This is a genomic window from Mycolicibacterium pulveris (assembly GCF_010725725.1).
GTDB lineage: Bacteria > Actinomycetota > Actinomycetes > Mycobacteriales > Mycobacteriaceae > Mycobacterium > Mycobacterium pulveris.
On the sequence record NZ_AP022599.1, the window covers coordinates 1,995,646 to 2,020,717 of the forward strand.

A 25,072-nucleotide genomic window follows, 5' to 3' on the forward strand; every position below is an offset into this window, starting at 1 on the left:
CATGGAGACGGGCCTTGTCCTGCCACACACAGGACCCTCGGCATCCCCGTCGTTTCTTCAGGATTTCGCGCAGGCTGCGGAAGGCCACAAGTTCCGCCGGCTGTGGGCCGTCGACCACCTCGTGCTGCCTGAGCACGTCACCTCGCTGTACATGCTGGGCCGAGAACCCACCCCGGTCGCCGATGGTTGGCTCGCCGAGAACCTCGCACCGAACTACGAGATGATGACGACGCTGGCGTGGGTTGCGGGCCGGACGACGACCATCGGGCTGGGCACGTCGGTTGCGGTGCTTCCGTTGCGCAACCCTGTCGCCAACGCCAGGCAACTGGCGACGCTGGATGCCTTGTCGGGCGGGCGGTTGACCTACGGGGCCGGTATCGGCTGGCTGCGCGAGGAGGCCACGGCGATGGGTATGCCGTGGGACCGTCGCGGCGCTCGCGCCGAGGAGCACATCGCGTTGTTGCGCAAGCTGTGGTGCGCACATGAGCCCTACGTCGAATTCCACGGAGAATTCTACGATTTTGCTCCCATGGACCCGCGTCCGCAGCCCGTCCAACGTCCCATACCGATCCTGGTCGGCGGACACTCCGCCAAGGCGATCGACCGTGCGGCGCGCATCGGGGACGGGTGGATCGCCGCGCCGACGTCGGTCACCCGGCTGACCGACCTCGTCACGGCGCTGCGACGGGCAGCGGAGACACACGGCCGATCGCCCGACACTCTGTACACGGTCGCGTCTACCGCGTATGACGACGCCCGTTCATTCGCCGAGACCTGCGGCGCCGTCCGTCGACTCGGCATCGATCATCTGCAAATCGTGATACCGGGCGACGAACCGCGCCGCATCATCGACTGCCTGCCGCACGTCGCGGCGGTTGCCGGCCAGTGAAGCAAGCACCCGATCCGGGTACGCTCGATACCGACCGAGAATGTATCCTCTCGTTTTAGGATAATGACGCTACCGCGTCGTAGCGCAGCCGTTGCCGGACACATCTGTGCCGGAGACAGCGACTGAGAGGAACCGACGATGACCGAGGCCAAGACGTTCGAGGTGTGGGACGCCGACAACCACATGTACGAGACCATCGACGCCTACACGCGCTATCTGCCGGAGAAGTACTCGGAGGCGTTGAAGTTCGTCGACATCAACGGCCGCAAGAAGCTTCAGATCCTCGGCACCGTCACCGAGTGCATCCCGAATCCGACCTATGAGGTGATCCCGACGCCGGGTGCCTGGTCCGACTACTTTCGAGGCATCAACCCGGACGGCAAGTCGCTGCGTGAGCTTGCCAACCCGATCAGGTGCCCCGACGAGTTCCGCCGGCCGGACCTGCGGCTTGCACTGCTGGACCGCCAGGGCGTCGACGGCGCGGTGATGTTCCCGACCACGGCGGGGATGCTCGAAGAACGCACGAAGTCGGATACCGAACTGACCCACGCGGTGACGCATGCCTTCAACCGCTGGCTGCTCGAGGACTGGACGTTCAACTACGAGAACCGAATCTTCCCCGTCCCGGCGATCTCGCTCAACGATCCCGCACTCGGTGTCCAAGAGCTTGAGTGGTGTCTGGAAAACGGCGCCCGGACGGTGCTGATCCGGCCGGCAGCCGTGCCTCGTGAGGACGGCACGTCACGCTCACCAGCGCTGCCGGAGTTCGACGACTTCTGGCGTTTGGTGGAGTCGTCGGGAATCTCGGTGCAGATGCACAATTCGGACTCCGGGTACGAGCGCTACGTCGACGACTGGGAGGACGCCGCGGAGTTCAACGGGTTCGCGTTGAGCAAGTTGCGCGGGTTCATCTACGAGGAGAGCAGGAACATCTTCGATACCCTTGCGGCGTTCATCGCGCACGGGGTGTTCGAACGCTTTCCCGGCGTGCGCATCGGCGTTGTCGAGAACGGCGGCTCGTGGGCGTACCGCCTGCTGGACGTGTTCGACCGGGTGTATCGCAAGAGGCCCAAGGATTTCGACGAGCATCCGGCTGACGTCTTTCGCAGGCACGTCTGGATCAATCCGTTTCACGAGGAGGACATGTCGCAGCTCGTCGAGCTTCTCGGCGCCGATCGCGTGATGTTCGGCTCCGATTACCCCCATCCCGAAGGCCTCGCGGAGCCCGCGGACTTCGTCAAGGAACTCGAAGATCTGCCGGCCGAGACCACGGCCCGCGTGATGGGTCGCAACCTCAAGGAGCTGATCGGCGTCTAGCCGAGCCCGCCGAACCGGTCACGCAGTTGGTTCTTGAGTACCTTTCCGGTGAGGTTGCGCGGCAGCGCTTCGACCAGCTCGAGCCGCTCGGGTGACTTGTGCTTGCTCAGCCCCTGAGCCTGGCAGTGCTCGGCGAGATCGGACAGCGTGATGTCGGAGGTCGCCACGACGACCGCGCACACCCGTTCGCCGGTACGGGCATCCGGTACACCGATGACCGCGACGTCGGCAACCGCCGGATGACTGGCCAAAACACCCTCGATCTCCAGCGCGGAGATGTTCTCGGCGTTGCGGATGATGGCATCCTTGATGCGCCCGGTGATCGCGACGTTGCCGTCGGCGTCGATACGGCCCCGGTCACCGCTGCGAAACCAGCCGTCGGCGTCGAACGCATCGGCGTCCAGCGACGCATCGACGTAGCCGAGGAAACACTGGGGTCCCTTGAGGCGCAGCTCGCCTTCCTCCCCTACCCTCACTTCGCGCTCGTTGTCGTCGACCACCCGGATGGCTACGCCGGGAACGGGTTGCCCGACGGTGTGATCCAGAACCTCCGGTTTACCGTCCGGCGGCGGCGAGGTCACCACCGGGAACTCGGTCAGCCCCCACGAGTTCGCGATCCCGGCCACCGAAAGCGTCTCGCGCACTTGTCGTCCCAGCTCGGGCGTGATCGGCGCGCCGCCTCCGACACACCCGCGCAGATCGGGAAACAGTGGTTCGGCGCCGTGCTCGCGCTGCGCAGCCATGTAGGCGACGAAGAAGGGCGTTGCCGAACCGAGCATCGTCGGGCGGTGCGCGGCGACCGCCTTCGGGGTGTGGACCGGATCGAAGGCGTCGAACAGCACCAGGCGCATACCGGTCAGCAGGCTGGCGGCCAGCATCGCGGCGCCGCCGATGTGCGAGACCGGAAACGCGATCGGGTTGATGTCGCTGCTCGACGCGCCGAACATGCCGACCACCCCTGCCGATCCGGCGATCACCGAGCGATCACAGTGCCGGATGCCTTTCGGCGCCGCGGTCGTGCCCGAGGAGTAGTAGACCCACCGCGCTTCCTCGCCCGACGCCGGCGGCGGCGGTAGCAGCGCAGGATCCGCCGATGGCAGCCGAAGGTCCCCCGCGATCGGCGTGTCGTGGTCGACCACCACGATCGTCATCGGCCGTTCTCGCGTCAGCTCCTCGGCGAGCGCGACGTGGTCGAATCCGCGCCACACCCCGGGAACGACGAACACCTCGGTACCGAGCTGCTCTGTCACGAAACGGATTTCGCTCTGGCGCCAGATCGGCAACACAGGATTCTGTACCGCGCCGAGCCTGGTCAGCGCCACCATCACGACCATCGTCTCCAGCGTGGTCGGCAACTGCCACGTCACCACGGTGCCCGCGGTGACCCCACGTTCGGACAGAGCGGCAGCGGTGCGCTCCGCCGCGTCGCGCAACTGACTGTTCGTCAGGCTGCGACCGTAGTCGTCGACGAGAACGACGCGGTCGGGATGCCTCCGCGCCCCGGCCTCGACCAGCCCCCAGTAGGTTTGCGCCATCAGCGCGTCGGCAGCAGCAGTCGTCGTTTGGCCAGAATGTTGCGCATCATCTCAGAGCTGCCGCCGGACACGGTGTATGCACGAGACCACAGCCAGCATTCTTTCAGACGCTGTTTGGCCTGCGCCACATCCGGATCCGCGACCGTGCACACCGTTGCCGACAACTGCGCGCCGTATGCCGAAACCCGGTGGTACGTCTCGGCGAAGCTGAGCTTGGCGATCGAACCATCGCCCGTCTGCTCGGCGCCGGCTACCATCCGTTCGACATGGTCGTCGATGAAGGCCTTGGCCACCTCGACCTCGACGGCCAACTCGGCGACCTGATGCCGGATGTCTTCGTGCTGCAGCGCTGGCATGCCGTCGATGCGGCCGTGCCGCGCCACCGTGACCAGGTCGTCGATCAGCAGCTCGAGCAGGATGACGTTGCCTCCGATGCCGAAGCGTTCGAAATCCAGGCCAGCCATGATGATCGACCAGCCCTGCCCGGGCTCGCCGATCAAGCTGTCGGCAGCCAGCGTCACGCCGTCGAAGAAGACCTCGTTGACCTCGATCGCCTCGTTGATCGTGCGGATCGGACGGACCTCGATCCCCGGTGCGGTCAACGGCACGACGAACGCCGACAGCCCGTGGTGACGCGAGGACGACGGATCGGTGCGCACCAGCGCCAAACCCATGTCGGCCCAGTGCCCGTCGGTGATCCACGTCTTCTGCCCGTCGATCACCCACGATCCGTGGGGCTGCCGGGTGCCCTTGCAGCGCACGGCGGCGATGTCGCTGCCCGCATCGGGCTCGCTGAGCAACTGGCACCACACATGCTCGCTGCTCCGGATCCGCGGCAGCAGCGCGGATTTCTGCTCATCGGAGCCGAAGTGCAGCAGCACGTGCGCCGCCAGGTTGACCTGGTCGACGGGCCGTGGCGCGCGTGCCCGCAGAATCTCCTCGGAGACGATCCGGTCGTGCAGCGGGTGGTGGTCCGCACGTCCGCCGTACTCGACCGGCCAGTCCCCACCGACGAAACCGGCATCGAACAACGACGCGAACCAGGTGCGCAGTCGCGCTTCCTGCTCGGCGGTCACGGGCGCGCGATGGCCCTCGCGGGCCTCGAACGGCGGCGCATGCTCGGCGATGTGCGCTTTGACGCGGTCGCGGAACCCGGCCAGCTCGGCCTCGGTCGGCCGGGCAGTCGCGGCGCTCACCACCCGGCCCCCGCCGCGAACAGCGCGCGACTGGAGCGCGCCGTGCCGAGCAGGTACCCGTTGGTGAACACCCGCCGCAGGTCATGATGCAGCGGGTACTCCCAGGTGAACCCGATGCCGCCCGAGAGTTGCATGCACTCGTCGACGGCGGCGGTGGCGTGGGCCGCGACGAACGCGTGCGCCACGGCGGACAACCCCGCCCCCGTCGCGGCGTCGGACGCCAGCGCGCGGGCCGCCTTGGTGAGCACCGCGCGCGCCTTGGCCTCGAAGACCAGCAACTCCACCAGGCGGTGTTGTACCGCCTGGAAACTCGCGATCGGCGCACCGAACGCGATCCGATCCTTGAGGTAGGCGACCAGCCGCTCGAACGTCGCCGACAGCGCGCCCAGCGAGTCCGCGCTGAGCAGGATCCTGGCCAGCGCGAGGAGTTGCTGCGCACGCTCGGGTCCACCGATCTGCACGCTCTCCGCGCCGGCGAGCTCCACCCGCCATACCGGACGGTTGACGTCCAGCAGCTCGTCGTCGAGCTCGCGCGGCAGGGTGCCCGCCGCCTCGAACAGCCGAATCCCGTTGTCGTCGAACGTGACGATGACGTCGACCACATCCGCACGCGCCACACGGGTGACATCCCCGAACAGGGCACACGCCGCCGTACCGGTTCCGTCGAGCATCGGGGGCAACCATCGGTCACGGACGTCGACCGGCGCCGAACTCAACGCCGCCGCGGCCGTGACGCAACCGAGCCAGTGCGTCGAGTTGTTCGCGCGTCCGAGTTCCTCGGCGATCACCGTCGCCTCGACCGGCCGCCACCCGCTGCCGCCGACATCCTCCTCGACCAGCAGACCCGTCCAGTCCATCGCCGCAAGATCTTTGAGCGAATCCTGCGCGTCGCATCCGGTCAGGAACGCTCGCGCCGCACCACGAACCAGTTCGATGTCGACTGCATCGTCGAGGGCGGCATCTCCCTCAGTGCCCACCGCCGGTCAGCTCCGCAGCAACAGCTCTTCGGCGTTGCCGCGCATGATGCGCCGCTTCGCCGCGTCGTCGAGCGGATCGAGCAGTTTGACGAAGTCCGCCGGTTCGGCCAGCCCTTCGGCGTGCGGGAAATCCGAACCCATCACCAGGACGTCGTCGTAGCCGAGGCTGTTGACGATGCCGGGGATGTCGTCCTCCGGGTACGGCACCACGCGGACGTGCCTGCGGAAGATCGCCGACGGCCGCTCGGTGAGCTTGCCGCCGATCCACGGGCCGTTGCGGCCCATTCCCCTGCTCTTGTCCATGTGCTTGACGAAGTACGGCACCCACTCGGCGCCGTGCTCGGCGACCAGCGCGTTGAGCTTCGGGAAGCGGCCGAACAGGTTGTCGAAGATCAGCGCCGAGAGCGTGTCCTCGATCGGCCGCTGCCCGTAGATGTTCATCCACTGCCACGCCGACATGTGCCAGGACGCCGGGTCGGGGTTGTGTCCCCATGCGGGTGAGATCGCGGTGAAGTACCAGAACGGCATGATGTGGTACACCAGCACGCAGCCGGCCTCTTCGAGCCGCGCGTAGACCGGGTCGAAGTACGGGTCGCCCGGCGACCGCCCGTAGGCGGGGCCCGTCGGCAGCATCACGAACTTGGCGCCCGCGGCGATGATCGCCTCCGTCTCGGCCACCGCGGAATCGAGGTCGCGCAGCGACAGCAGCGCGGTCGCGTAGATGCGGTCCTCGAAGGTGAAGCCCCACTCCTCGTCGATCCAGCGGTTGAACGACCGCAGGTTGGCGTACAGCGCAGCGGTGTCGTCGACGTAGTGTTCGGCGGCCAGCGCCATCCCGCTGGGATAGATCACCATCCGCTCGACGTTCTGCTTGGCCATCACCGCCAGCCGGGCCGAACGTTCGATGTACTCGGGTTGCATGGGCTGCGGTTCGTAGGACTCCTCGGGGTTGCCCGAACCCATCTGGCGCAGCATCTCCTTGAGCGAACCCGGGCGGTACGCCACGTCCAGGCCGAGGCCACCTTCGCTGTTGAACGTTGCCACCCGGCGACCCGCGAGAATCACCTCCACACCGTCGGCGCCCCGCACGGTCGTGATCGCGCGGTCCTTGAACTCTTCGGGCAGATACCGGGTGAACGCGTCCCGTGTCTCGTAGCAGTGCGTATCGCAGTCAATGATGCCGTAGTCGAGGGTGGTCACCGCGCCGCTCCTTAGTTGCGAGAATGCTTATTCTCTCATTCAGGAAAAGATACTATCCTCGATCGGTAATGCCTATCCCCGGGATGTCTCCAATCGGTGCGGTCGCTGTCGGACGGGTCACCTCGATGGTGGTCACCGCCTCGCCCGTGTGGAAGGAAAACATGGCTGCACCAACGAAATTGGCCGCGGTGGGCGTAGGCGGTCGGCGTGTCTACAGCTGACGGGGTTGATCTGGGCGACCTCCGCGATACGGTTCGCGATTTCCTTGCCGCGCGTTCGCCGAGCAGCGCCGTGCGGGCCGTGATGGATTCTCCGGCGGGCTACGACGAGCGGGTCTGGCACGAACTCACCGCCGACCTCGGCCTGGCCGCGATCGCGGTACCCGAGGAGTTCGGGGGCGCCGCGGCGGGCATGCGGGAGCTGGCGGTCGTCTTCGAGGAGATGGGCGCGGCGCTGCTGTGTGCGCCGTTCTTCGCCACGGTCGCCTTGGCGATCCCGACGCTGCTCGGCAGCGGAGACGCGGCCGCGATGAGCGAGTACCTACCCTCGCTCGCCGACGGTTCGAAGACCGCCACCGTCGTTCTCAACGGAACTCTGGATGCCTGGGATCCCGACGCGGTGACGTTGACGGCGCGCAGCGACGACGACGGCTACCGGCTCTACGGAGACGCCGAACGGGTTATCGACGGACACACGGCGAATATCATTCTGGCCGCGGCGAATACAGACGCGGGCATCTCGCTGGTCTCGGTCAGCGCGGACGCCGACGGGCTAACCCGCGAGCCACTGGCAACGCTCGACCGTACACGCAAGGTGGCCAAGGTGAGCTTCGACGGCGTCCCCGCCCGGCTCATCGGCGCCGACGGCGGCGCGGCGGCCGGCCTGGAGCGGGCATACCACCTCGCGGTCGTCGCGCTCGCCGCCGAACAGGTGGGTGCGGCGCAACGCTGCCTCGACATGGCCGTGCACTACGCCAAAGAACGGATCCAGTTCGGACGCGCCATCGGCAGCTTTCAGGCCGTCAAGCACCGTTGCGCGGACATGCTCGTACTGGTGGAGGGCGCCCGCTCCGCTTTGCAGCACGCCGCCGAGGTTCCCGACGGTGAACAGCGGGCCGTGGCGGTCTCGGTGGCCAAGATGGCCTGCTCGGAGGCGTTTCTCCAGGTTGCACTGGACAACATGCGCATCCACGGTGGCATCGGGTTCACCTGGGAGCACGACGCACACCTCTACGTCCGTCGCGCGAAAGCCACCCAGTTGATCTTCGGCAGCCCCGACTACCACGCCCAACGCCTGGCCACCCTGGTCACCACATCAAGCCACTAGCCGGAAGGACGACGATGCCCGTTTCGTACTCGCTCGAACTGCCCACCCAACGAGTGGAGGCCGTGCCGGAGTTCGTCACCGCCGAAGCGATTGCGGAGATCGCCCGCGTCGCCGAGGCCAACGGATACGCCGCGGTGCACGTCACCGACCACCCGGCACCCGACGCGAAGTGGCTCGACCACGGCGGACACCACGCGCTGGACCCGTTCGTCGCGCTGTCGTTCGCCGCTGCGGCCACCACCGACGTGAAACTGCTGACCAACGTCTACATCGCCGCCTACCGCAACCCCTTCTTGGGCGCGAAGTCGATCCACAGCCTTGCCGTGCTGTCCGGGGGCAGGCTCATCCTCGGCACGGCGGCCGGCTATCTCAAGCCCGAATTCAGGGCGCTGGGAGTCGATTTCGACAATCGCGGGGCACTGCTCGACGAAGCGCTCGACGTGCTGGCCAAGGTCATGACCGGTGAGGACACCGCCTACGAAGGCACGTCGTTCAACGCGCGCGGAGTCCGGCTGCGGCCGGTTCCTTTGGCTCCTCCACCGATCTGGGTGGGCGGCAACAGCAAAACCGCCGTGCGGCGCGCGGTGTCACGCGCCCAGGGCTGGGCACCGTTCAACACCTTCGGCTACGCGACGGCGTCGCGCACCGCGGAAATCTCCACACTCGAGGAACTGGAGGCGGCGATCGGATGGGCCAAGAAGTACGCGGCCGAGATCGGTCGCACCGAGCCGCTCGATATCTGCTTCTCGGCGGGCACCATGCTCGACGACAGCAGATCGGCCGACGAACGCCACGCCACCATCACGAAACTCGAGTCGATGGGCGTGACCTGGCTGACCATCGCTCCCCAGGGCGCCAACCGCGCCGAAGTCCTCGAACGCGCACATGCGTTCGCCGAGGAGTTCATCACCGCATGAGGCTGTCGGCGGTAAACCCGTCGACACCGATTCGCCGGTGTGCGAACAACCACCGCCCCTCGACCGGTATCAGGACATCGCGATAGCGGCCCCAGTGGTCGAGCCCGACGTCGGTGTGCACCGCGAAGTAGCTGCTGACCTCGACACGATCCCGCACGACCGCGCCGAAGCGAATGCTCGAAACGTGATGGCGGACGTACGACGGACCTCGCTTGGCCGCACCCGGCTCCTGGGCCATCGCCGCAGCGAGACCCGCTTCGATGGCCGCGGGCCCCGTCAGCGGTTCGGCACCGCCGCTGAATTCCAGGACACCGTCGGGCGCGAAACACTGCGCCAGCGAGTGGAGGTCGAAGCGATCAGTGGCCGCGGTGTAGTCGGATAGCGTCTGGCGAACAGACTCCCGCACCTCCAGCTCCCAGCTGTCCATCTGCACTCCTGTAAACAAAAATTGTCGGCTCACGATAACGTGTGTTCTCATGCCGCAACCAAGCCTGCTCGACCTGATCAATCCAGCCACCACCGCACTGGTCACCCAGGAATGCCAGGGCGGGGTGATCGGCCCCCAAGCGGGCCTGCCGATGCTCGCCGAAGAGGCGCGTCGCGAAGCGATCCCGAACATCGCCAGGCTGCTCGACGCCGCGCGCGCGGCCGGCGTCACGGTGGTGCACTGCCTGATTCAGAGGCGCCCCGACAACCGCGGGGCCAACACCAACGCCAGGCTGTTCATGGCGGGCAAGTCTTTTCCCGCCGACTTGACGCCGGGAAGCCCCGGCGCCTCCCTGCTACCCGAGCTCGGCGAGGACCCCGGCGACATCGTGCTGACCCGCCTACACGGTGTCGGACCAATGACCGGGACGGACCTCGACTCCGTGCTGCGCAACATGAACATCAAGACGATTGTGGGAGTGGGTGTTTCGGTCAACGTCGCGATCACCAACTTCGCCATGGACGCCGTCAACCGGAGTTACCAGTTCGTGCTACCGCGCGATGCGGTGAGCGGATATCCCCGCGAGTATGCGGAGTCGGTCATCGACAACACGTTGGCCCTGCTCGCGACGGTGACCACGACCGACGCGGTGGTGCAGGCGTGGAAGGAACTGGCCGCCACCTAACCCCGCTCTGGATGTAGCCCGAGCTTTGGTGATAACGTCATTCTCAATAACCGCAAACGGTCATATTCGCTGCTCTTAGGAGGTCGGCCACATGTCTACCCGGTCCCTGCCGTATCCGGTCTTCGACATCGACAACCACATGTACGAGACGACGGACGCCCTCACCAAGTACCTGCCGAGGGAACACAAGGGCAAGGTCGGCTACGTCGACGTCAACGGGCGGCCCAAGCTGGTCGTCAAGGACCGCATCAGCCACATGATCCCCAACCCGACGTTCGAACGGGTGGCACGGCCGGGCAGCGCAGAGGACTACTTCCTGGGAAACAATCCCGAGGGGTTGAACTTTCGCGAATTCATCGGTGAGCCCATGGATATCATTCCCGCCTACCAATCACCGGCACCTCGACTGGAACTCATGGACGAACTGGGTATCGACCAGTGCGTGATGTACCCGACCCTCGCCAGCCTCATCGAGGAGCGCACCACCGACGACGTCGTCCTGACCCACGCGATCATCCATGCCCTCAACGAGTGGATGCATGAACACTGGACCTTCAACTACCAGGACCGCATCTTCGCCACCCCGGTGATCTGCCTCCCACTGGTCGATGAGGCGATCAAGGAGTTCCACTGGTGTCTCGAGCGCGGTATGAAGACCTTCCTGGTGCGACCCGCACCGGTGCCGAGCCGGTTCGGCGGCTCGCGATCCATGGGGCTGCCCGAATTCGACCCCTTCTGGGAGGAAGTGGTCAAGGCGGGCGTGCCGGTGACCTTTCACGCCGCCGACAGCGGCTACCAGAAGCACCTCATGGAATGGGAGGGCGGTGACGAGTACCTGTCCTTCAAGCCCAGCGCACTGCGCGAGGTGGTGATGGGGTTCCGGGCCATGGAGGACACCCTGGCGGCGCTGATCTGCCACGGTGCCCTGTCCCGCTTCCCGGACCTCAAGGTACTCGTCGTGGAGAACGGCAGCGGTTGGGTGCGCAACCTTTTGCGTCTGCTCGACAAGGCGTACCGGACGATGCCGAAAGAGTTCGACGAGCACCCCGTCGACGTCTTCAAGCGCAACGTCTACATCCACCCGTTCCTCGAGGACGACGTGAAGGGGATCGTCGACATCATGGGTGAGGATCACGTGATGTTCGGCTCCGACTTCCCCCATCCAGAAGGTATCGGCGACCCGCTGAGCTTCGTCGACCGGCTGGAGGGGTTGCCGGAGACGGTCGAGGCGAAGATCATGGGCGGCAACGCCATCGAGCAACTGGGGCTTCAACGGGTTCCGGCATGACGCGGACAACCGCTTCGCCGACGGAGTACGACGGCATCGCCGGCTTCGAGGCGCACGTCGGCGAGCACCTGGGGTACAGCGAATGGCGCAAGGTCACCCAGAAGGAGATCGACCTGTTCGCCGAGGCGACCGGTGACCACCAGTGGATCCACGTCGACGCCGAGAAGGCGGCGAAAGGGCCCTACGGCAAGACGATTGCCCACGGCTATCTCACGCTGTCGTTGGTGCCCATTCTCGTCCAACAGATCTACAAGGTGACCGGCTTGTCCATGCAGGTGAACTACGGCGTGGACAAGCTGCGGTTCCCGGCGCCCGTGCCGGTCGACTCACGCATCCGCGCGGGTGCCGAGCTGATCAAGGTGGACCGCACCGACAACGGCGCCAGGGCCACGGTGCGGGTCACCGTGGAGGTCGAGGGCTCCGAGCGGCCGGCATGCGTGGTCGACACCATCGCCGCGATGGTCGAGTAGACCCGCTCCCGACCGAGCACCCTTCCCGCGAGCAGACGCCAAAACCCCCAAAGTGGTGCCATTTTAGGGGTTTTTGCGTCTGCTCGCCACAGGATGACGTCAGGGGTTCAGCAGCCGTTCGCCGATGACCTGCCGCTCACGCAGGGCCGATATCTCGGCCGGCGTCAGGCCAAGCGCCGCGAGCACCTCGTCGTTGTGCTGGCCAAGCGTCGGCGACGCCGAGCGGTGGTGGCGTGACGGCCCCGGGGTGATCCGAAAGGGCCAGCCGGGGAAGCGTTGTCGGCCCGCGATGCGATGGTCGAGGTCCTCGTAGAATCCCCGCGCGTCGAGTTGGTCCACGTCGTACATCCGATCGCCCGTCATCAATCGCTGTGCGGGCACACCGCGCTGCAGCAGCGCTTCGGCGAACTCCTCGGCCGTTCGCGTCGCGACTCCTTCGGCGATCACCTCGTCGAGCTCGTCGTGATGCGCCAACCGGGAATCCGTCGAGGCGAACGTGGGGTCGTCGCGCAGCTCGGGGCGACCGATGACCTCGGTGACCGCGGCCCAATCGGTGTCGTCGCGCACTGAGAGGGCGACCCAATCGTCTTCCCCTTGTGCGCGGTAGACGCCCTGTGCGTACTGGCGGTGCCGGTTGCCCTCGCGTTTGCGCACACGCTTGGTCATCGAGTACTCGATGACGGGTTCGGGCGTCACCGCGGCGCCGACCTCGATCTGCGCCACTTCGATCAACTGCCCCTCACCCGTGCGGCGTCGGTGTTCGAGCGCGGCGAGCAATGCCACCGTCGCGTGCACGCCCGCGATCGGATCGGCCGGGCCCTGCAGATTGCACGGCGGACCGTCGGCATATCCGGTGACCGCCGACATCCCGGCCAGCTGTTCGATATTCAAGGCCCAGCCGACGTAATCACGCCACGGGCCATCCAGGCCGAAGCCGGGCATGCGGACCATGACCACCCCGGGGTTGACCTTCGTCAGCGAGTCGTAGTCCAACCCGAACTGTTCGACCACCCGGGGCGAGAAGTTCTCGACCACCACGTCGGCATCGGCCGCCAGCCGCAGCGCCAACTCCCGGCCGGTGTCGCTGCTGAGGTCGAGCGTGACGTCGCGCTTGTTGAGGTTGGTGCCCTGCCACAACGGCCCGATCTCGTACCAGTCATCGCTGCTGCGCAGCAGAGAGCCCGAGTAGCGATGCCCGTCGGGACGCTGGATCGACTCGACCTTGATCACGTCGGCGCCGAACGCGCCGAGGTAGCACGTGAGATAGGCGCCGGCCCAGAATGTGCTGAGGTCGAACACCTTCAGGCCCGCGAACGGGTTCGCCGCGTCGGCTGGCCCGTCGCCCAGAAACCCCGCGTCGCGCTGTCCGCGGGCCGTCCACTGCACGGTGTCAGCCGCGCCGAAAACCGGTGCCCGCCCCGGCGCAGGCACCGGCGTCTTCGACAGACGGAACGGCGCGCCGGGCCGCGTGAAGCGCGCACCTTCGGGGCCCGCCTCGACGAAGAAGCCGCGCTCGCGGTACTGCGGGCAGTCCAGGATCGAGGATCCGTCGTTGATCGGAGCGGCCGGAATCCGCATCGCCTGGCTGAGTTCCACCAGGTCGGCCACCGACATCGAGTCCAGCCAGGGCTGTGCCTTCGCGAAGAACTCGTCACGCTCCGGACCGCCCAGCATGATGGCGAGTTGATGTTCGCCGAACTCCGGCAACCCCATCATCGCGCACACGTCCAGCCAGTGCTGTCCGGTCAGGCAGTTGATTCCGATCCAGCCGTCGGCGGCCCGCACGATACCGAGCATCGGCGCGGCCTTCGAATTCGTCGGTAACCCCATGCTTTTCAGCCGCTCAGCAAGCAACATCGGATACGGCAAGGTGCTCAACAGCGATTCGTATGCAGAGACGTCGGCTTCCACCACCCGGTCCTGTTCGGCGCTGGAGACACGCAGCGCGGTCAGCGCCGCGAGCGCCGCGTATCCTCCCACGATGTACTCGGGTATGCGCGCGCCGGCTTGCACCGGCGGTCGGCCGAACTCACGGATGTTGACCCATCCCGACGCCGCCTGCAGCGTCAGCGGTGTCGACGGTTGTCCTCGCCGCGGGCCGTCCTGGCCGTAGTCGGAGATCCTGACGACGACGAGGCCGGGGTTGCGCTGTTGCAGGGCTTCACGGTCGAGTCCCCATTCAAACCGGTCGGCCGACCCGGCAGGAAGATCCTCGACCAGCACGTCGGCCTGCGCGATCAGCTCGTGCGCTCGCGTCAGTCCGGACGACGTTTCGAGATCGATTGTCAAACCGCGCTTTCCAGCGTTCAGGTATTCGTAGAGCCCGCCGTGCTTCGGTACACCGTCACGGAACGGACCCCAACTGCGTAGCGGATCACCCTGCGGCGGCTCGATCTTGCACACCTCGGCACCGAGGTCGCTCAGCAGCTTGGTGCAATACGGTGCCGCGATCTCGCTACCCAGCTCGACGACCCGTAGCCCCGCCAGCGCCGAACTCACGCCGGAACCCCGATTGCCTTGGGCTCCATATAGGCCCGCAAGCCCATCACCCCGCCCTCGCGCCCGATGCCGCTCTGTTTGAAGCCGCCGAAGGGCGCGTCACCGGGAATGGTGCCGTTGATCGACACCTGCCCGGTCCTGATGCGCCGCGCGACCCCGAGCGCCCGATCGACATCGGTACCCCACACCGCTCCGCCGAGACCGTAGGCGGAGTCGTTGGCGATGGCCACGGCCTCGTCGTCGCCACGGTAGCGCAGCACCGTCAGCACCGGACCGAAGACCTCCTCCTGCGCGATGTAGGAGTCGGCGCTGGTGTCGGTCAGGATTGTCGGCTCGAAATAGCTTCCACCCGATGGGCTTTCGTGACGCACACCGCCGGTGACCACCTTTGCGCCGTCGGATTCGGCGCGCCGGACGAACCCCTCGACACGCTCCAGATGCTGCCTGGTGATCAGCGGTCCCATCGTCACCCCGTCGTCGGTGGGGTCGCCGACCGTCACCGCGCGCGCGAGCTCGGCGAGCCGGTCGACGACCTCGTCGTGCAGCGCGTCGGGCACCACCAGCCGGCTGTTGAGGATGCACGCCTGCCCCGCGTGCAGCGTGCATCCCTCGAACAGCAGCCGCTCGAGCAGCTCGTCGGTGAGCTCCACATCGTCGAGCAGCACGCAGGCCGACTTGCCACCGCATTCCAGCAGGATCCGCTTCATCGTTGTCGCCGCGCCGGCCATCACGTCGCGACCGACCGACGAGCTACCGGTGAAGCTCACCATGTCCACGCGTGGGTCGAGGGTCAGCATCCTGCTGGCGTCAAGCCCGGTCGGGGTGACGACGTTCACGACGCCGGGGGGAATGTCGGTGTCCTCCAGGATGATTCGCGCAAGCGCCAGGCCGGCCAGCGGCGTGAGAGGCGAAGGCTTGAGGACGAGGGTGTTGCCCGCGGCCAGCGCTGCGCCCAGCTTCATCACGTTGAGGGTGTGCGGGAAGTTCCAGGGTGTCATGGCCGCGACGACGCCAAGGGGCTCGTAGCGCAACAGCGTCGTGCCCGCCGCGCCCCATGCGTCCATGGGCGCTTCGGCCGGCTCGAGCGCGAGTTCGGCGGCGTGGCCGACCATGAAGGCGGGCCCGTCGACGTGGATCAGTCGTTCGTTTGCTGTGCATCCCCATTCGGTCTGGGCCAGCGCGTAGATCTCGTCGCCGCGGGCGAGCAGCGCATCGCTCAACTGCCGCAAACAGCGCGCCCGTTCCTCCGGCGCCGCCGTTGCCCACGGGCCGCTGTCGAAAGCGGTCCGCGCGGCGGCGATGGCCTGTTCGACCTGTGCGGTGCCGGCGTCCGGCGCGGCCGCGATGACCGTCTCGGTGGCTGGATTCGTCACGTCGTACCGGCCGCTGTCCGGCGCCACCCAACCGCCATCGATGAACAGGTCATAGCTGTCGACAAGGCTGGACGCGGCCATCAGATCACTGGACCTTCCCGGTTCTCCGCCTGATGGTGACCACCGTCCCAGTCAGGCACACGCTGTCCGACATCAGTGACATGTGTGTACACCGCTTCATGGTGGCTCGTCAACGAACACGCGTATTTTCCTGGCAGAATGCCGATTGACAGCGTGTCGCCCATAGAGTAGACACAGAACAGCCGGACATTGCAGCGCGATGTGTCCGATGTCCGATTCGTCGAGGAGAGCCCGCGGTGCCCACAGAATCCACGTCCCGACCCACCTCCGCCCACCCGCTGCACTCCCCCGACTTCTACGCGGGCGACCCGTATCCGGCTTATCGCGAACTGCGCAACAGCGCACCGGTGGTGTGGAACGACGTCACCGACTTCTGGGCGTTGACGAAGTACGAGGACGTGCGGTTCGTTTCCGGTCATCCCCTGCTGTTCTCGTCGACTCACGGCATCACCATTCCGGATCCCAGCCAGCCCGAACCCGTCCAGGAAGGCAACCTGATCTTCACGGACCCGCCCCGGCACCGGCAGCTGCGCAAGCTCATCAACGCCGGGTTCACCCGCCGCCAGGTGTCGTTGCTGGAACCCAAGATCCGCAACATCGTCAACGGCATCGTCGGCGGCATCGACCCCTCCCGGGAGTACGAGTTCGCCGAGGAGATCGCCGCACCCCTGCCCACCAGGATGATCGCCGAGATGCTCGGCGCCCCGCCCGAGGACTGGGAGAAGTTCCGCACCTGGTCGGACGCGGCCGTCGGCACCGCGGACCCCGACATCGAGATGAATCACCTCGTCGCACTCGGCGAGCTCTACGCGTACTTCACCGAGCTGATCGACGCCCGGCGCTCCGGCAAGGTCTCCGGGCAGGACGATCTGCTGAGCATCCTGGCCGCCGCCGAGGTCGACGGGGAGCGCCTCAGCGACGCCGATCTGCTCAACTTCTCGTTCCTGCTTCTGGTGGCGGGTAACGAGACCACCCGCAACCTCATCGCGCTGGGCACGGTGGCGCTGCTGCAGCATCCCGACCAGTTCGCGCTGCTTCGTTCGGATCCGTCACTGCTGACGTGCGCGGTCGAGGAGATGTTGCGATTCACCAGCCCGGTGACGCACATGGCGCGCAGGGCCACCGAAGATGTCGAAATCCGCGGACAGAAGATCATCGCCGGTGACACGGTGGTGATGTTGTACGGCTCGGCTAACCGGGACGAGGAGATCTTCGGCCCCACCAGCGAGGAGTTCGACATCACCCGGAACCCCAACCCGCACATCGCCTTCGGTGCCGGTGAACATGCCTGCCTCGGTGCTCAGCTGGCGCGACTGGAGGCCCGGATCATGTTCGAGGTCCTCCTCGGTACCTACCCGAGCATCGAGCTGACCGGCGACGTGACGCGCCTGCGCGCGACGATGGTGCCGGGCGTCAAACGCATGCCGGTGCGCTTGGGGGCGAGCCGCTGATGGATTTCGACTACACACCCGAACAGGAGCGACTCCGAGAAGAGTTCCGGGAGCGGCTGGCGGCCGTGATGACCCCGGAGCGGCGCGCAGCGGTCGCAGGCCGGATGGAAGGCGGCGACGCGGTGCGGGAGTGCAGGCGGGCGCTGGGCGAAGCCGGCCTGCTCGGCGTCGCGTGGCCGGTGGAGTACGGCGGCCGCGGGCTGACCGCGCTGGAGCAGTACATCTTCAACGAAGAGGCGCGCCGGGTGAACGCACCGTTGCCGATGATCACGCTCAACACCGTCGGCCCCACCCTGATCCAATACGGCACCGAGGAGCAGAAGCAGAAGTTCCTGCCCGCGATCCTTCAGGGCACCGTCGACTTCGCGATCGGCTACTCCGAACCCGGCGCGGGCAGCGACCTGGCGTCGTTGCGCACCACTGCGGTCCGCGACGGTGATGACTTCGTCATCAACGGCTCCAAGATGTTCACCAGCGGAGCGGAATTCGCCGACTACATCTGGTTGGCGGCACGCACCGACCCAGAAGCCAAGAAACACAAGGGCATCACGGTGTTCATCGTGCCAACCGACTCGCCGGGCTTCTCCTGGAAGCCGCTACACACCATGCCCGGTGTGTCGACCTACTACACGTTCTACGACGACGTGCGGGTACCCGAGAGCGCCATCGTGCTCGGCGAGAACCAAGGCTGGAAGCTGGTGACCAACCAGCTGAACCTCGAACGCGCCGCGCTGGGCAATCTCGGCGCGCTCGAGCCGCTGTTCGCCAAGACCCTGGAATGGGCGAGGACCACACCGCTGGACGATGGACGCGTGATCGACCAGCCATGGGTCCAGCAGGCGCTCGCCCGCGTCGAGGCGCAGGTCGCCGCCTACCGACTGCTCAACCTGCGGGTCAACACGAGCATGAGCTCCGGCGCGCTCGGCATGGGAGAAGCCTCCGCGGCAAAGGTTTTCGGCACCGAACTCACCCAGCAGGTGGCCCGCGAGCTGCTCGACGTCGTCGGGCAGGCCGGTACACGTAAGGGTTCCGACGCGCCGCTGAGGGGCGAGCTCGAGAGCGCCTACCGGCTGGCCGTCATCAACACCTTCGGCGGGGGCGCGAACGAACTGCAACGCGACATCATCGCCATGGCCGGCCTCGGAATGCCGCGGGCACCCCGTGACATGCGAGCGTCCTGAAAGGAATCCCAGCAGCAGTGACCGACACAGCCAAAGACGACTTGCGTGAACGCCTCGACGCACTCATCGGCAAGCCCACCGACGGCGTGGGCAAGCCCGTGCACGCGCCGGATCCGGTGAACACGGCGATGATCCGGCACTGGGCGTACGCCATCGGCGACATGAACCCGGCCTACCTCGATCCCGAGTTCGCCGAGAACTCGCGCTACGGCGCGATCGTTTCGCCGCCGGTGATGCTGCAGAGCTGGACGATGCCGCCGCCGAAGCTGGAGGGCATTCACGAGCGCGGCGGTGTGCCGATCGAGATGAAGGGCGAAAATCCCCTGCAGTTCCTCTCCGACGCCGGCTACACCGGCATCATCGCGACCAACTCCGAGTTCGAGATCGAGCGGTATCCCCGCGTCGGCGACCAGATCACGTCAGAGACGGTCTTCGAGTCGATCTCGGATGAGAAGAAGACGGCCATGGGTAACGGTTTCTTCGTCACGTGGGTCACCACCTACCGCGATCAGGACGGCGAGGTCATCGGACGCCAATGGTTCCGGACCCTGCGATTCAAGACGGGAAACTGAATGGCCAGCAGACTCGCCCCCTCGATCAGCCCGGACACGGAATTCTTCTGGTCGGGACTCAAAGAGCACGAGCTACGGATCCAGCGCTGCACGGACTGCAAGACGTTGCGGGTACCGCCCCGCCCGATGTGCGGCAGCTGCCAGTCGCTGAACTGGGACTACGTGGTGTCCAGCGGGCGCGGCACGGTCTACAGCTTCGTGATGCCGAAATACCCGCCCCTGCCGTTCCTCGAATACCCCTATGTCGTCGCGCTCATCGAGCTCGACGAGGGGGTGCGCATCGTGTCGAACCTCTGCGACATCGAACCGGAGGCGATCGAGGTCGGAATGGCCGTGGAGGTCTTCTATGAGACCTTCGAGGCCCTGCCGAGCGGGGACGAGCTGGTGTTGCATCAGTTCCGGCCGGCCCGCTGAGTAAAGGGAACAGTCAATGGATTTCACCTTCACCGATGAGCAGGAGACCGTCGCCAAGGTGGCCCGACAGCTGTTCGAGCACCGTGCCACACCAGAGCATCTGACCGAGCTCGAGGCGGACGAGGTCCGCTACGACGCCGCGCTGTGGTCCGAGCTGGCGGCGGCCGACCTGCTAGGGATCGCGCTGCCCGAGTCCGTCGGCGGAACCGGCGGCGGGTTCCTGGAGCTGGGCGTGCTGCTCAGCGAGGTCGGGTACAGCGTCGCGCCGGTTCCGGTGTACGCGACGCTCGTCCTCGGCGCGGACGCCATTGCCCGACACGGTGATTCGGATCTGCAGAAACGCTATCTACCCGGCGTTGTCGACGGCGGTACCCTGTTGACCGCGGCCCTGGCCGAACCGGGAAGCTCCGATCCGACCGCACCGCGCACCACCGCACGGCCCGACGGTGACGTCTGGCGGCTGACCGGCACCAAAGAGTTGGTGCCGGCCGCCCAACTCGCCGCGGCCATCGTCGTCTCGGCCAGGACAAAGGACGGCCCGGGGTTGTTCGTCGTCGAAACCGGTGACGGGGTGCGGGTGATGCCCGCGACGACCACCAACGGCGAACCGTTCGCCGACGTCGAGCTGACGGACGCCGTCGGGCGGCGGCTCAGCGAAAACGCTGAAGGCGACATCGGCACTGGCATTGTCGAAGCGCTGTACACCAGGGCGCTGGTCGGTCTGTGCGCGATGCAGATCGGCGTGACCGAGCGGGCGCTGAAACTGGCCGCCTCCTACACCAGCGAGCGCGAACAGTTCGGGCGCCCCATCGGATCGTTCCAGGCTGTCCAACAACGTCTGGCCGACGCGTTCATCGACACCGAAGCGATCCGTTGGACCACCTGGCACGCGGCATGGCTGATCGCCGAGGGACGACCCGCCGAGCGGGAGGCGGCGATCGCCAAGTTCTGGGCCGCCGAAGCCGGGGCGCGCGTCACCGCGTCGGCCCAGCAGGTGCACGGCGGCATGGGCATCGACGTGACCTACCCCTTGTCCCGATACTTCCTGTGGGCCAAGCAGATTGAACTCGCACTCGGATCTGCTTCCCAGCAGTTGGCTCGGCTCGGCAGAACGTACGCGGAAGGACTGACCCCATGACCTCTACTCTCAACCGCACCACCACGCTGGCGTGGAAGGACGTCAGCGTCGGCGACGAGGTGACGCCGATGGAAATCCCCGTCACCACCACGCTGATCGTGGCCGGCGCCATCGCTTCCCGCGACTACATGCCGGTGCACCACGACCGCGACTTCGCCAACTCCCAAGGGTCCAAGGACATCTTCCTCAACATCCTGACCACCAACGGGCTGTGTGTCAGGTTCCTGCACGACTGGGCGGGACCCGAGGCCATGGTCAAGAAGCTGTCCATCCGACTCGGGGTGCCCGCCTATCCGAACGACTCGCTGCGGTTCGAGGGCAGCGTGACCGGCAAGTCGTCGGCCAACGGCGAAGGCTTTGTCGAGGTCGCCTTCAAGGGCACCAACAGCCTCGGCGATCACGTCACCGGCACCGCGGTGCTCAGTCTGCTCGACGGGGTCGAGGCATGAGAGATGGCATCGGCGGTAAGGCCGCGCTCGTCGGCATCGGCCAGACCGAGTTCTCCAAGGAGTCGGGCCGGACCGAGATGCAACTCGCTTGCGAGGCAGTCAAAGCCGCGATCGAGGACGCTGGGCTGAGCCCCAAGGACATCGACGGCATGGTGACCTTCACCGTCGACGAGAACGAGGAGATCGAGGTCGCCCGCAACGTCGGCATCGAGAACCTCACGTTCTTCACCCGCGTTCCGCACGGCGGCGGGGCCGCCGCGGGAACCGTGATGCAGGCCGCCATGGCGGTCGCCACGGGCGCCGCCGAAGCGGTCGTCTGCTACCGGGCGTTCAACGAGCGCTCCGGGTTCCGGTTCGGCGGCGCCGGCCGTCAACCCGGCGTGACCCCGCTGTGGATGGCGCCGTATGCCCCGTTCGGATTCATGACGCCCGCGGCATGGGTCGCCCTGCACGCCCAGCGTTACATGACCACCTACGGGGTCACCAACGCCGACTTCGGCAAGATCTCGGTGATCGACCGCAAGCACGCGGCCAACAACCCCGATGCCTGGTTCTACCGGAAGCCGATCACCCTCGAACAGCACCAGGAGTCCCGCTGGATCATCGAACCAGTGCTGCGGCTGCTCGACTGCTGCCAGGAGAGCGACGGTGGGGTCGCGATGGTGGTCACCAGCGTCGAACGCGCTCGCGATCTCGCCAAGCCGCCTGCCGTGATCACCGCGGCGGCCCAGGGCGCGGCCTACGACGGCGAGGTGATGACCAGTTACTACCGCGACGACATCACCGGTCTGCCCGAGATGGGGGTGGTCGGCGACAAGCTGTGGCGCAACTCTGGATTGAAACCGGACGACATCTCGACCGCATTTCTCTACGACCATTTCACCCCGTTCGTGTTCACCCAGCTCGAGGAACTCGGATTCTGCGGCCGAGGCGAAGCCAAGGACTTCGTGTCGGTCGACGAGCTCTCGCTCGGCGGCCGAATGCCGATCAACACCAACGGCGGTCTGCTCGGCGAGGCCTACATCCATGGCATGAACGGCATCACCGAAGGGGTCCGCCAGATTCGCGGCACCTCGTACAACCAGGTCGACGACGTCGAGCACGTCCTGGTCACGTCGGGCACCGGCGTTCCGACCAGCGGCCTCATCCTCGCACCCGACCGGTGAGCCGTTAGTGTCGTGCGGTGGTGTCTGACGTGACGCAGTCGGTGGCGGTCGATACCCGAGATGTCATCATCTCGGCGGCCTTCGCCTGCTTCCGCACCCGTGGACTGGCCAAGACCACCATCGTGGACATCGCCCGGGAGGCCGGGGTGTCGCGCAGCACGTTCTACGAGTACTTCCGGGACAAGGAGACGATCGTCGAGGCCTGCGCTGAGGCGGCGTCGCAGCGGTTCTACCGCAACATGGCCAAGGCCATCGATCGGCACGGTGGCAGCACCCTGGAAGGCCGCCTGGTGCGCGCGGCCGTCTTCGTCACGCAGGCACGTCGGGTCGTCGAACCGGAGGCGTACTTCGACCCCGAGGAAGTCAACCTCATGATGACGAAGAACGCCGCTGCCCTGTTGAAGGACTGCGCCGAGTTCCTGGCGCCCTATGTCGCGGCGGCCAGGCTCACCGGGGAGGTCCGTGCCGACCTGGATGTTCCCTCGGCGACAGAGTGGTTCGCCCGAATGTTGTTCTCGCTGTTCACCACTCCCTCTCCGATGATCGATATGCGCGACGACGACGCCGTGGCCGACTTCGTACGGGCCTATGTGGTGAACGGATTCGTCGACGGCAATACCCGGCGACGCTAACCGCGGCGAGCCTCGACGTGGTCACGCGTGGTCCTGCGAATATGACTATTCTCACATATTGAATATCCTGATTTTCAGGACACTCGAGGAGGTTCCGGTGAAACCGACTGCGGCATCGGCGGCGCAGACCTCGCGGCAGATCCGGAGCCGGCGGGACCGGAGCCGCGCGGCACCGCCCAAGCTGCTGGTGCTGGCGCCTGATACGGCGGATGTGGTGTCGGCAGCCGGTGGGCTCGTCGCCGACGCGCTGCGAGTCGGGTGGCGCGTCGAGGTCTATCTGGAAACCATGGGCGATACGCGAGCGTTGCAGATCCTCGGCGTCGAGGCTCACATCCTGCCGCAGAGTTTCGATTTCGGGCCGGAATGGCCCGCCGCGATCGCGTTCGCCGCAGTGATGTACGAGCGGCCTCAGGGGGTGCGCCGCGCCGTCAACGACGCCACCCGACGGCACGGCGTCGACGTCGCCGCGTGGGGCGGAAGTTGGCCCTCCGCACCGGCTTCGGCATCCGACGTCCAACATCGCCTCAGCTCTGCCGCGCGGGCGTTCAAGTACCACGCGATGAAGGCGATCGGCACGGCGGCAACATCATCCGTTGAAACGTTCCACGGAAACTTCCGTTCCCTTACCGCGGCTATCTCGGCCCTGCCGAGTTGACGGCCGCCTCAGGACCTGCTGCGCACCGGGACGTTCGCATAACCGCAGACGTTCGACATCGCCACGCGCCGCAAACCGTCCCGGTCGACCTCGTACTCTGGAATGAGGTCGAGCAGCGCGTTGAGCGCGATACGGCTTTCCATCCGCGCCAAGGCGGCTCCCAGGCAACTGTGCACGCCATAGCCGAACGCGAGATTGAAGCCCATCTTGCGTTCCCGATCGATGTCCAACCGGTCGGGGTCGTCGAACATCCGCTCGTCGCGAAGCGCCGAGCCCGTGACGAGCAACACGGCCGCATCTTTCGGGATGGTGGTGCCGTAGTAGGTGACGTCTCGCGTCGCGGTCCGGACCTGATACTGCGACGGCGCCTCGTACCGAAGTAGTTCCTCGATCGCGGCCGGGATCTTGCTTCGGTCGTCGCGGAGCTTTCGCCACTGGTCGGGGAAGTCGGCGAACGCGACCATCGCGTTGCCGATCAGTTTGGTGACCGTTTCGGCGCCCGCGCCGCCGAGCATCGTCGCAAAGCCCGTGATGTCGACGTCGGTGAGCTTTTCCACCACACCGTCGCGTTCGATCTCGGTCTCGATAAGACGGCTGATCATGTCATCCCGGGGCGCTGCCCTGCGTTGCTGTACGAGGTCGTAATAATAGAGGCCGGTGTTCATGGAGGCCTCGTATCCCTCTCTGGGGACCGCTATTTCACCGGGGCGACGCTCGAGCAGAAGGTCCAGCCAGCGCCGGATCTGGTCGCGATCCTCCTCGGGCACTCCGAGCATGGTCGTGATGACCTCGTTCAGGAACAGCGCGGAGAAGTCCGCGACGACGTCGAAACTCTTCGGGTTGAGCGCCTCGATGCGCTCGTAGACCTTGTCGCGCACCATGTCTTCCAGCGCCGCGATCGCACGCGGGGTGAAGACGTTGCTCACCAGCCGGCGCATCTTCTGGTGCTCCGGCGGGTCCATCGAGATGATCACCTTCGGCACAGGAATCGCGTCGTCGTGCGCCTTGACCATGTCCAGCGTCGCGCCCTTGGCCGAAGAGAAGGTCTCGTGATCCTTCGTCGCGGGGGTCACGTCCTCGTAGCGCGTCAGCGCCCAAAAGTCCCACTTCGCGTTGTAGTAGACGGGGGCCTCGTCTCGCAGACGCCGGTAGGTGTCATACGCGCCGTCGAAGAAGTCCTGTGAGAACGGGTCGAATTCGACGGATGCGTTGCCTATTTCCGGTGACATCGCAC

24 protein-coding genes are annotated in these 25,072 nt (G+C 66.4%); 16 read left to right on the forward strand and 8 right to left on the reverse strand.

The genetic code is table 11. The features are described 5' to 3' along the window. Position 1 precedes the first annotated feature (1 nt). Together G6N28_RS09695 and G6N28_RS09700 are read left to right on the forward strand one after the other, a co-directional pair. Entirely contained in the window at positions 2 to 889 is an 888-nt protein-coding gene (locus tag G6N28_RS09695) for a TIGR03619 family F420-dependent LLM class oxidoreductase (RefSeq protein WP_163899765.1), read from the forward strand. A gap of 138 nt (positions 890 to 1,027) precedes the next feature. Then, positions 1,028 to 2,206 carry an amidohydrolase family protein gene (locus G6N28_RS09700; protein ID WP_163899767.1) on the forward strand — a complete coding sequence of 393 codons (1,179 nt, stop codon included), beginning with the start codon at positions 1,028 to 1,030 and terminating at the stop codon, positions 2,204 to 2,206. On the opposite strand, the gene G6N28_RS09705 is transcribed toward G6N28_RS09700, so the two are convergent. Genes G6N28_RS09705 through G6N28_RS09720 form a run of 4 tightly spaced genes read right to left on the reverse strand, consistent with a single transcriptional unit; the run spans position 2,203 to position 7,114 of the window. Next, positions 2,203 to 3,741, reverse strand: coding sequence for a class I adenylate-forming enzyme family protein (locus G6N28_RS09705; protein ID WP_163899769.1), 1,539 nt, complete (start codon positions 3,739 to 3,741; stop codon positions 2,203 to 2,205). The two genes, G6N28_RS09700 and G6N28_RS09705, sit on opposite strands and share 4 nt — an antisense overlap. Then, positions 3,741 to 4,937, reverse strand: a complete 1,197-nt coding sequence (locus G6N28_RS09710; RefSeq protein ID WP_163899771.1) for an acyl-CoA dehydrogenase family protein — start codon at positions 4,935 to 4,937, stop codon at positions 3,741 to 3,743. The genes G6N28_RS09705 and G6N28_RS09710 overlap by 1 nt, the downstream gene beginning before the upstream one ends. Continuing rightward, the gene (locus G6N28_RS09715) at positions 4,934 to 5,914 is read right to left on the reverse strand and encodes an acyl-CoA dehydrogenase family protein (RefSeq protein ID WP_163899773.1); all 981 of its coding nucleotides are present in this window, start codon (positions 5,912 to 5,914) and stop codon (positions 4,934 to 4,936) included. The genes G6N28_RS09710 and G6N28_RS09715 overlap by 4 nt, the downstream gene beginning before the upstream one ends. 6 nt (positions 5,915 to 5,920) lie before the next feature. After that, positions 5,921 to 7,114 carry an amidohydrolase family protein gene (locus G6N28_RS09720; RefSeq protein ID WP_163899775.1) on the reverse strand — a complete coding sequence of 398 codons (1,194 nt, stop codon included), beginning with the start codon at positions 7,112 to 7,114 and terminating at the stop codon, positions 5,921 to 5,923. A 207-nt stretch (positions 7,115 to 7,321) separates the two neighbouring features. Here G6N28_RS09720 and G6N28_RS09725 point away from each other — a divergent pair, with 207 nt between their 5' ends. Together G6N28_RS09725 and G6N28_RS09730 are read left to right on the forward strand one after the other, a co-directional pair. Beyond that, positions 7,322 to 8,440: an acyl-CoA dehydrogenase family protein gene (locus tag G6N28_RS09725; RefSeq protein ID WP_235674529.1), complete on the forward strand. Its 1,119-nt coding sequence runs from the start codon at positions 7,322 to 7,324 to the stop codon at positions 8,438 to 8,440. A gap of 14 nt (positions 8,441 to 8,454) precedes the next feature. Beyond that, on the forward strand, positions 8,455 to 9,357 hold the full coding sequence (locus G6N28_RS09730; RefSeq protein ID WP_163899777.1) for a TIGR03619 family F420-dependent LLM class oxidoreductase: 903 nt from the start codon (positions 8,455 to 8,457) through the stop codon (positions 9,355 to 9,357). On the opposite strand, the gene G6N28_RS09735 is transcribed toward G6N28_RS09730, so the two are convergent. After that, a complete protein-coding gene (locus tag G6N28_RS09735; protein WP_163899780.1) occupies positions 9,347 to 9,784 on the reverse strand; it encodes a nuclear transport factor 2 family protein in 438 nt (145 codons plus the stop codon). The genes G6N28_RS09730 and G6N28_RS09735 overlap by 11 nt on opposite strands. A gap of 49 nt (positions 9,785 to 9,833) precedes the next feature. Between G6N28_RS09735 and G6N28_RS09740 the strand changes: the two genes are divergently transcribed. The 3 genes from G6N28_RS09740 (at position 9,834) to G6N28_RS09750 (ending at position 12,227) form a co-directional block, all read left to right on the forward strand. Next, on the forward strand, positions 9,834 to 10,469 hold the full coding sequence (locus G6N28_RS09740; RefSeq protein WP_163899782.1) for a cysteine hydrolase family protein: 636 nt from the start codon (positions 9,834 to 9,836) through the stop codon (positions 10,467 to 10,469). A gap of 91 nt (positions 10,470 to 10,560) precedes the next feature. Continuing rightward, complete coding sequence (locus G6N28_RS09745) at positions 10,561 to 11,757, forward strand: amidohydrolase family protein (RefSeq protein WP_163899784.1); 1,197 nt, start codon at positions 10,561 to 10,563, stop codon at positions 11,755 to 11,757. Then, positions 11,754 to 12,227: a MaoC family dehydratase gene (locus tag G6N28_RS09750; protein ID WP_128110505.1), complete on the forward strand. Its 474-nt coding sequence runs from the start codon at positions 11,754 to 11,756 to the stop codon at positions 12,225 to 12,227. The genes G6N28_RS09745 and G6N28_RS09750 overlap by 4 nt, the downstream gene beginning before the upstream one ends. 99 nt (positions 12,228 to 12,326) lie before the next feature. On the opposite strand, the gene G6N28_RS09755 is transcribed toward G6N28_RS09750, so the two are convergent. Both G6N28_RS09755 and G6N28_RS09760 read right to left on the reverse strand, forming a co-directional pair. After that, positions 12,327 to 14,726 (reverse strand): CaiB/BaiF CoA transferase family protein, encoded by a 2,400-nt coding sequence (locus G6N28_RS09755; protein WP_163899785.1) that lies wholly within the window; start codon positions 14,724 to 14,726, stop codon positions 12,327 to 12,329. After that, a complete protein-coding gene (locus G6N28_RS09760) occupies positions 14,723 to 16,180 on the reverse strand; it encodes an aldehyde dehydrogenase family protein (protein ID WP_179962049.1) in 1,458 nt (485 codons plus the stop codon). Before G6N28_RS09760 ends, G6N28_RS09755 begins: the two co-directional genes overlap by 4 nt. A 278-nt stretch (positions 16,181 to 16,458) precedes the next feature. Here G6N28_RS09760 and G6N28_RS09765 point away from each other — a divergent pair, with 278 nt between their 5' ends. Genes G6N28_RS09765 through G6N28_RS09805 form a run of 9 tightly spaced genes read left to right on the forward strand, consistent with a single transcriptional unit; the run spans position 16,459 to position 23,838 of the window. After that, complete coding sequence (locus G6N28_RS09765; protein WP_163906056.1) at positions 16,459 to 17,631, forward strand: cytochrome P450; 1,173 nt, start codon at positions 16,459 to 16,461, stop codon at positions 17,629 to 17,631. Continuing rightward, positions 17,631 to 18,812 (forward strand): acyl-CoA dehydrogenase family protein, encoded by a 1,182-nt coding sequence (locus G6N28_RS09770; protein WP_163899788.1) that lies wholly within the window; start codon positions 17,631 to 17,633, stop codon positions 18,810 to 18,812. Before G6N28_RS09765 ends, G6N28_RS09770 begins: the two co-directional genes overlap by 1 nt. Positions 18,813 to 18,829: 17 nt before the next feature. Next, positions 18,830 to 19,384 (forward strand): FAS1-like dehydratase domain-containing protein, encoded by a 555-nt coding sequence (locus G6N28_RS09775; protein ID WP_163899789.1) that lies wholly within the window; start codon positions 18,830 to 18,832, stop codon positions 19,382 to 19,384. After that, positions 19,385 to 19,798 (forward strand): Zn-ribbon domain-containing OB-fold protein, encoded by a 414-nt coding sequence (locus G6N28_RS09780; RefSeq protein ID WP_163899791.1) that lies wholly within the window; start codon positions 19,385 to 19,387, stop codon positions 19,796 to 19,798. It abuts the gene before it with no gap. A gap of 16 nt (positions 19,799 to 19,814) precedes the next feature. After that, positions 19,815 to 20,936 carry an acyl-CoA dehydrogenase family protein gene (locus G6N28_RS09785; RefSeq protein ID WP_163899793.1) on the forward strand — a complete coding sequence of 374 codons (1,122 nt, stop codon included), beginning with the start codon at positions 19,815 to 19,817 and terminating at the stop codon, positions 20,934 to 20,936. Beyond that, the gene (locus G6N28_RS09790; protein ID WP_163899795.1) at positions 20,933 to 21,385 is read left to right on the forward strand and encodes a MaoC family dehydratase; all 453 of its coding nucleotides are present in this window, start codon (positions 20,933 to 20,935) and stop codon (positions 21,383 to 21,385) included. The genes G6N28_RS09785 and G6N28_RS09790 overlap by 4 nt, the downstream gene beginning before the upstream one ends. Then, positions 21,382 to 22,551: a lipid-transfer protein gene (locus tag G6N28_RS09795; RefSeq protein WP_163899797.1), complete on the forward strand. Its 1,170-nt coding sequence runs from the start codon at positions 21,382 to 21,384 to the stop codon at positions 22,549 to 22,551. Before G6N28_RS09790 ends, G6N28_RS09795 begins: the two co-directional genes overlap by 4 nt. 29 nt (positions 22,552 to 22,580) lie before the next feature. After that, a complete protein-coding gene (locus tag G6N28_RS09800; RefSeq protein ID WP_163906058.1) occupies positions 22,581 to 23,183 on the forward strand; it encodes a TetR/AcrR family transcriptional regulator in 603 nt (200 codons plus the stop codon). Positions 23,184 to 23,241: 58 nt separating this feature from the next. Further along, positions 23,242 to 23,838: a hypothetical protein gene (locus G6N28_RS09805; RefSeq protein ID WP_163899800.1), complete on the forward strand. Its 597-nt coding sequence runs from the start codon at positions 23,242 to 23,244 to the stop codon at positions 23,836 to 23,838. An 8-nt stretch (positions 23,839 to 23,846) separates the two neighbouring features. Here G6N28_RS09805 and G6N28_RS09810 read toward each other — a convergent pair whose 3' ends face one another. Then, positions 23,847 to 25,067 carry a cytochrome P450 gene (locus G6N28_RS09810; RefSeq protein ID WP_163906059.1) on the reverse strand — a complete coding sequence of 407 codons (1,221 nt, stop codon included), beginning with the start codon at positions 25,065 to 25,067 and terminating at the stop codon, positions 23,847 to 23,849. Positions 25,068 to 25,072 lie beyond the last annotated feature (5 nt).

What these genes read in the sequence shown, in the direction of transcription:
- G6N28_RS09695 (WP_163899765.1), top strand. Translation starts at nt 2, where the DNA reads ATGGAGACGGGCCTTGTCCTGCCACACACAGGACCCTCGGCATCCCCG.
- G6N28_RS09700 (WP_163899767.1), top strand. Translation starts at nt 1,028, where the DNA reads ATGACCGAGGCCAAGACGTTCGAGGTGTGGGACGCCGACAACCACATG.
- G6N28_RS09705 (WP_163899769.1), bottom strand. Translation starts at nt 3,741, where the DNA reads ATGGCGCAAACCTACTGGGGGCTGGTCGAGGCCGGGGCGCGGAGGCAT.
- G6N28_RS09730 (WP_163899777.1), top strand. Translation starts at nt 8,455, where the DNA reads ATGCCCGTTTCGTACTCGCTCGAACTGCCCACCCAACGAGTGGAGGCC.
- G6N28_RS09735 (WP_163899780.1), bottom strand. Translation starts at nt 9,784, where the DNA reads ATGGACAGCTGGGAGCTGGAGGTGCGGGAGTCTGTTCGCCAGACGCTA.
- G6N28_RS09740 (WP_163899782.1), top strand. Translation starts at nt 9,834, where the DNA reads ATGCCGCAACCAAGCCTGCTCGACCTGATCAATCCAGCCACCACCGCA.
- G6N28_RS09745 (WP_163899784.1), top strand. Translation starts at nt 10,561, where the DNA reads ATGTCTACCCGGTCCCTGCCGTATCCGGTCTTCGACATCGACAACCAC.
- G6N28_RS09750 (WP_128110505.1), top strand. Translation starts at nt 11,754, where the DNA reads ATGACGCGGACAACCGCTTCGCCGACGGAGTACGACGGCATCGCCGGC.
- G6N28_RS09760 (WP_179962049.1), bottom strand. Translation starts at nt 16,180, where the DNA reads ATGGCCGCGTCCAGCCTTGTCGACAGCTATGACCTGTTCATCGATGGC.
- G6N28_RS09770 (WP_163899788.1), top strand. Translation starts at nt 17,631, where the DNA reads ATGGATTTCGACTACACACCCGAACAGGAGCGACTCCGAGAAGAGTTC.
- G6N28_RS09780 (WP_163899791.1), top strand. Translation starts at nt 19,385, where the DNA reads ATGGCCAGCAGACTCGCCCCCTCGATCAGCCCGGACACGGAATTCTTC.
- G6N28_RS09785 (WP_163899793.1), top strand. Translation starts at nt 19,815, where the DNA reads ATGGATTTCACCTTCACCGATGAGCAGGAGACCGTCGCCAAGGTGGCC.
- G6N28_RS09790 (WP_163899795.1), top strand. Translation starts at nt 20,933, where the DNA reads ATGACCTCTACTCTCAACCGCACCACCACGCTGGCGTGGAAGGACGTC.
- G6N28_RS09795 (WP_163899797.1), top strand. Translation starts at nt 21,382, where the DNA reads ATGAGAGATGGCATCGGCGGTAAGGCCGCGCTCGTCGGCATCGGCCAG.
- G6N28_RS09810 (WP_163906059.1), bottom strand. Translation starts at nt 25,067, where the DNA reads ATGTCACCGGAAATAGGCAACGCATCCGTCGAATTCGACCCGTTCTCA.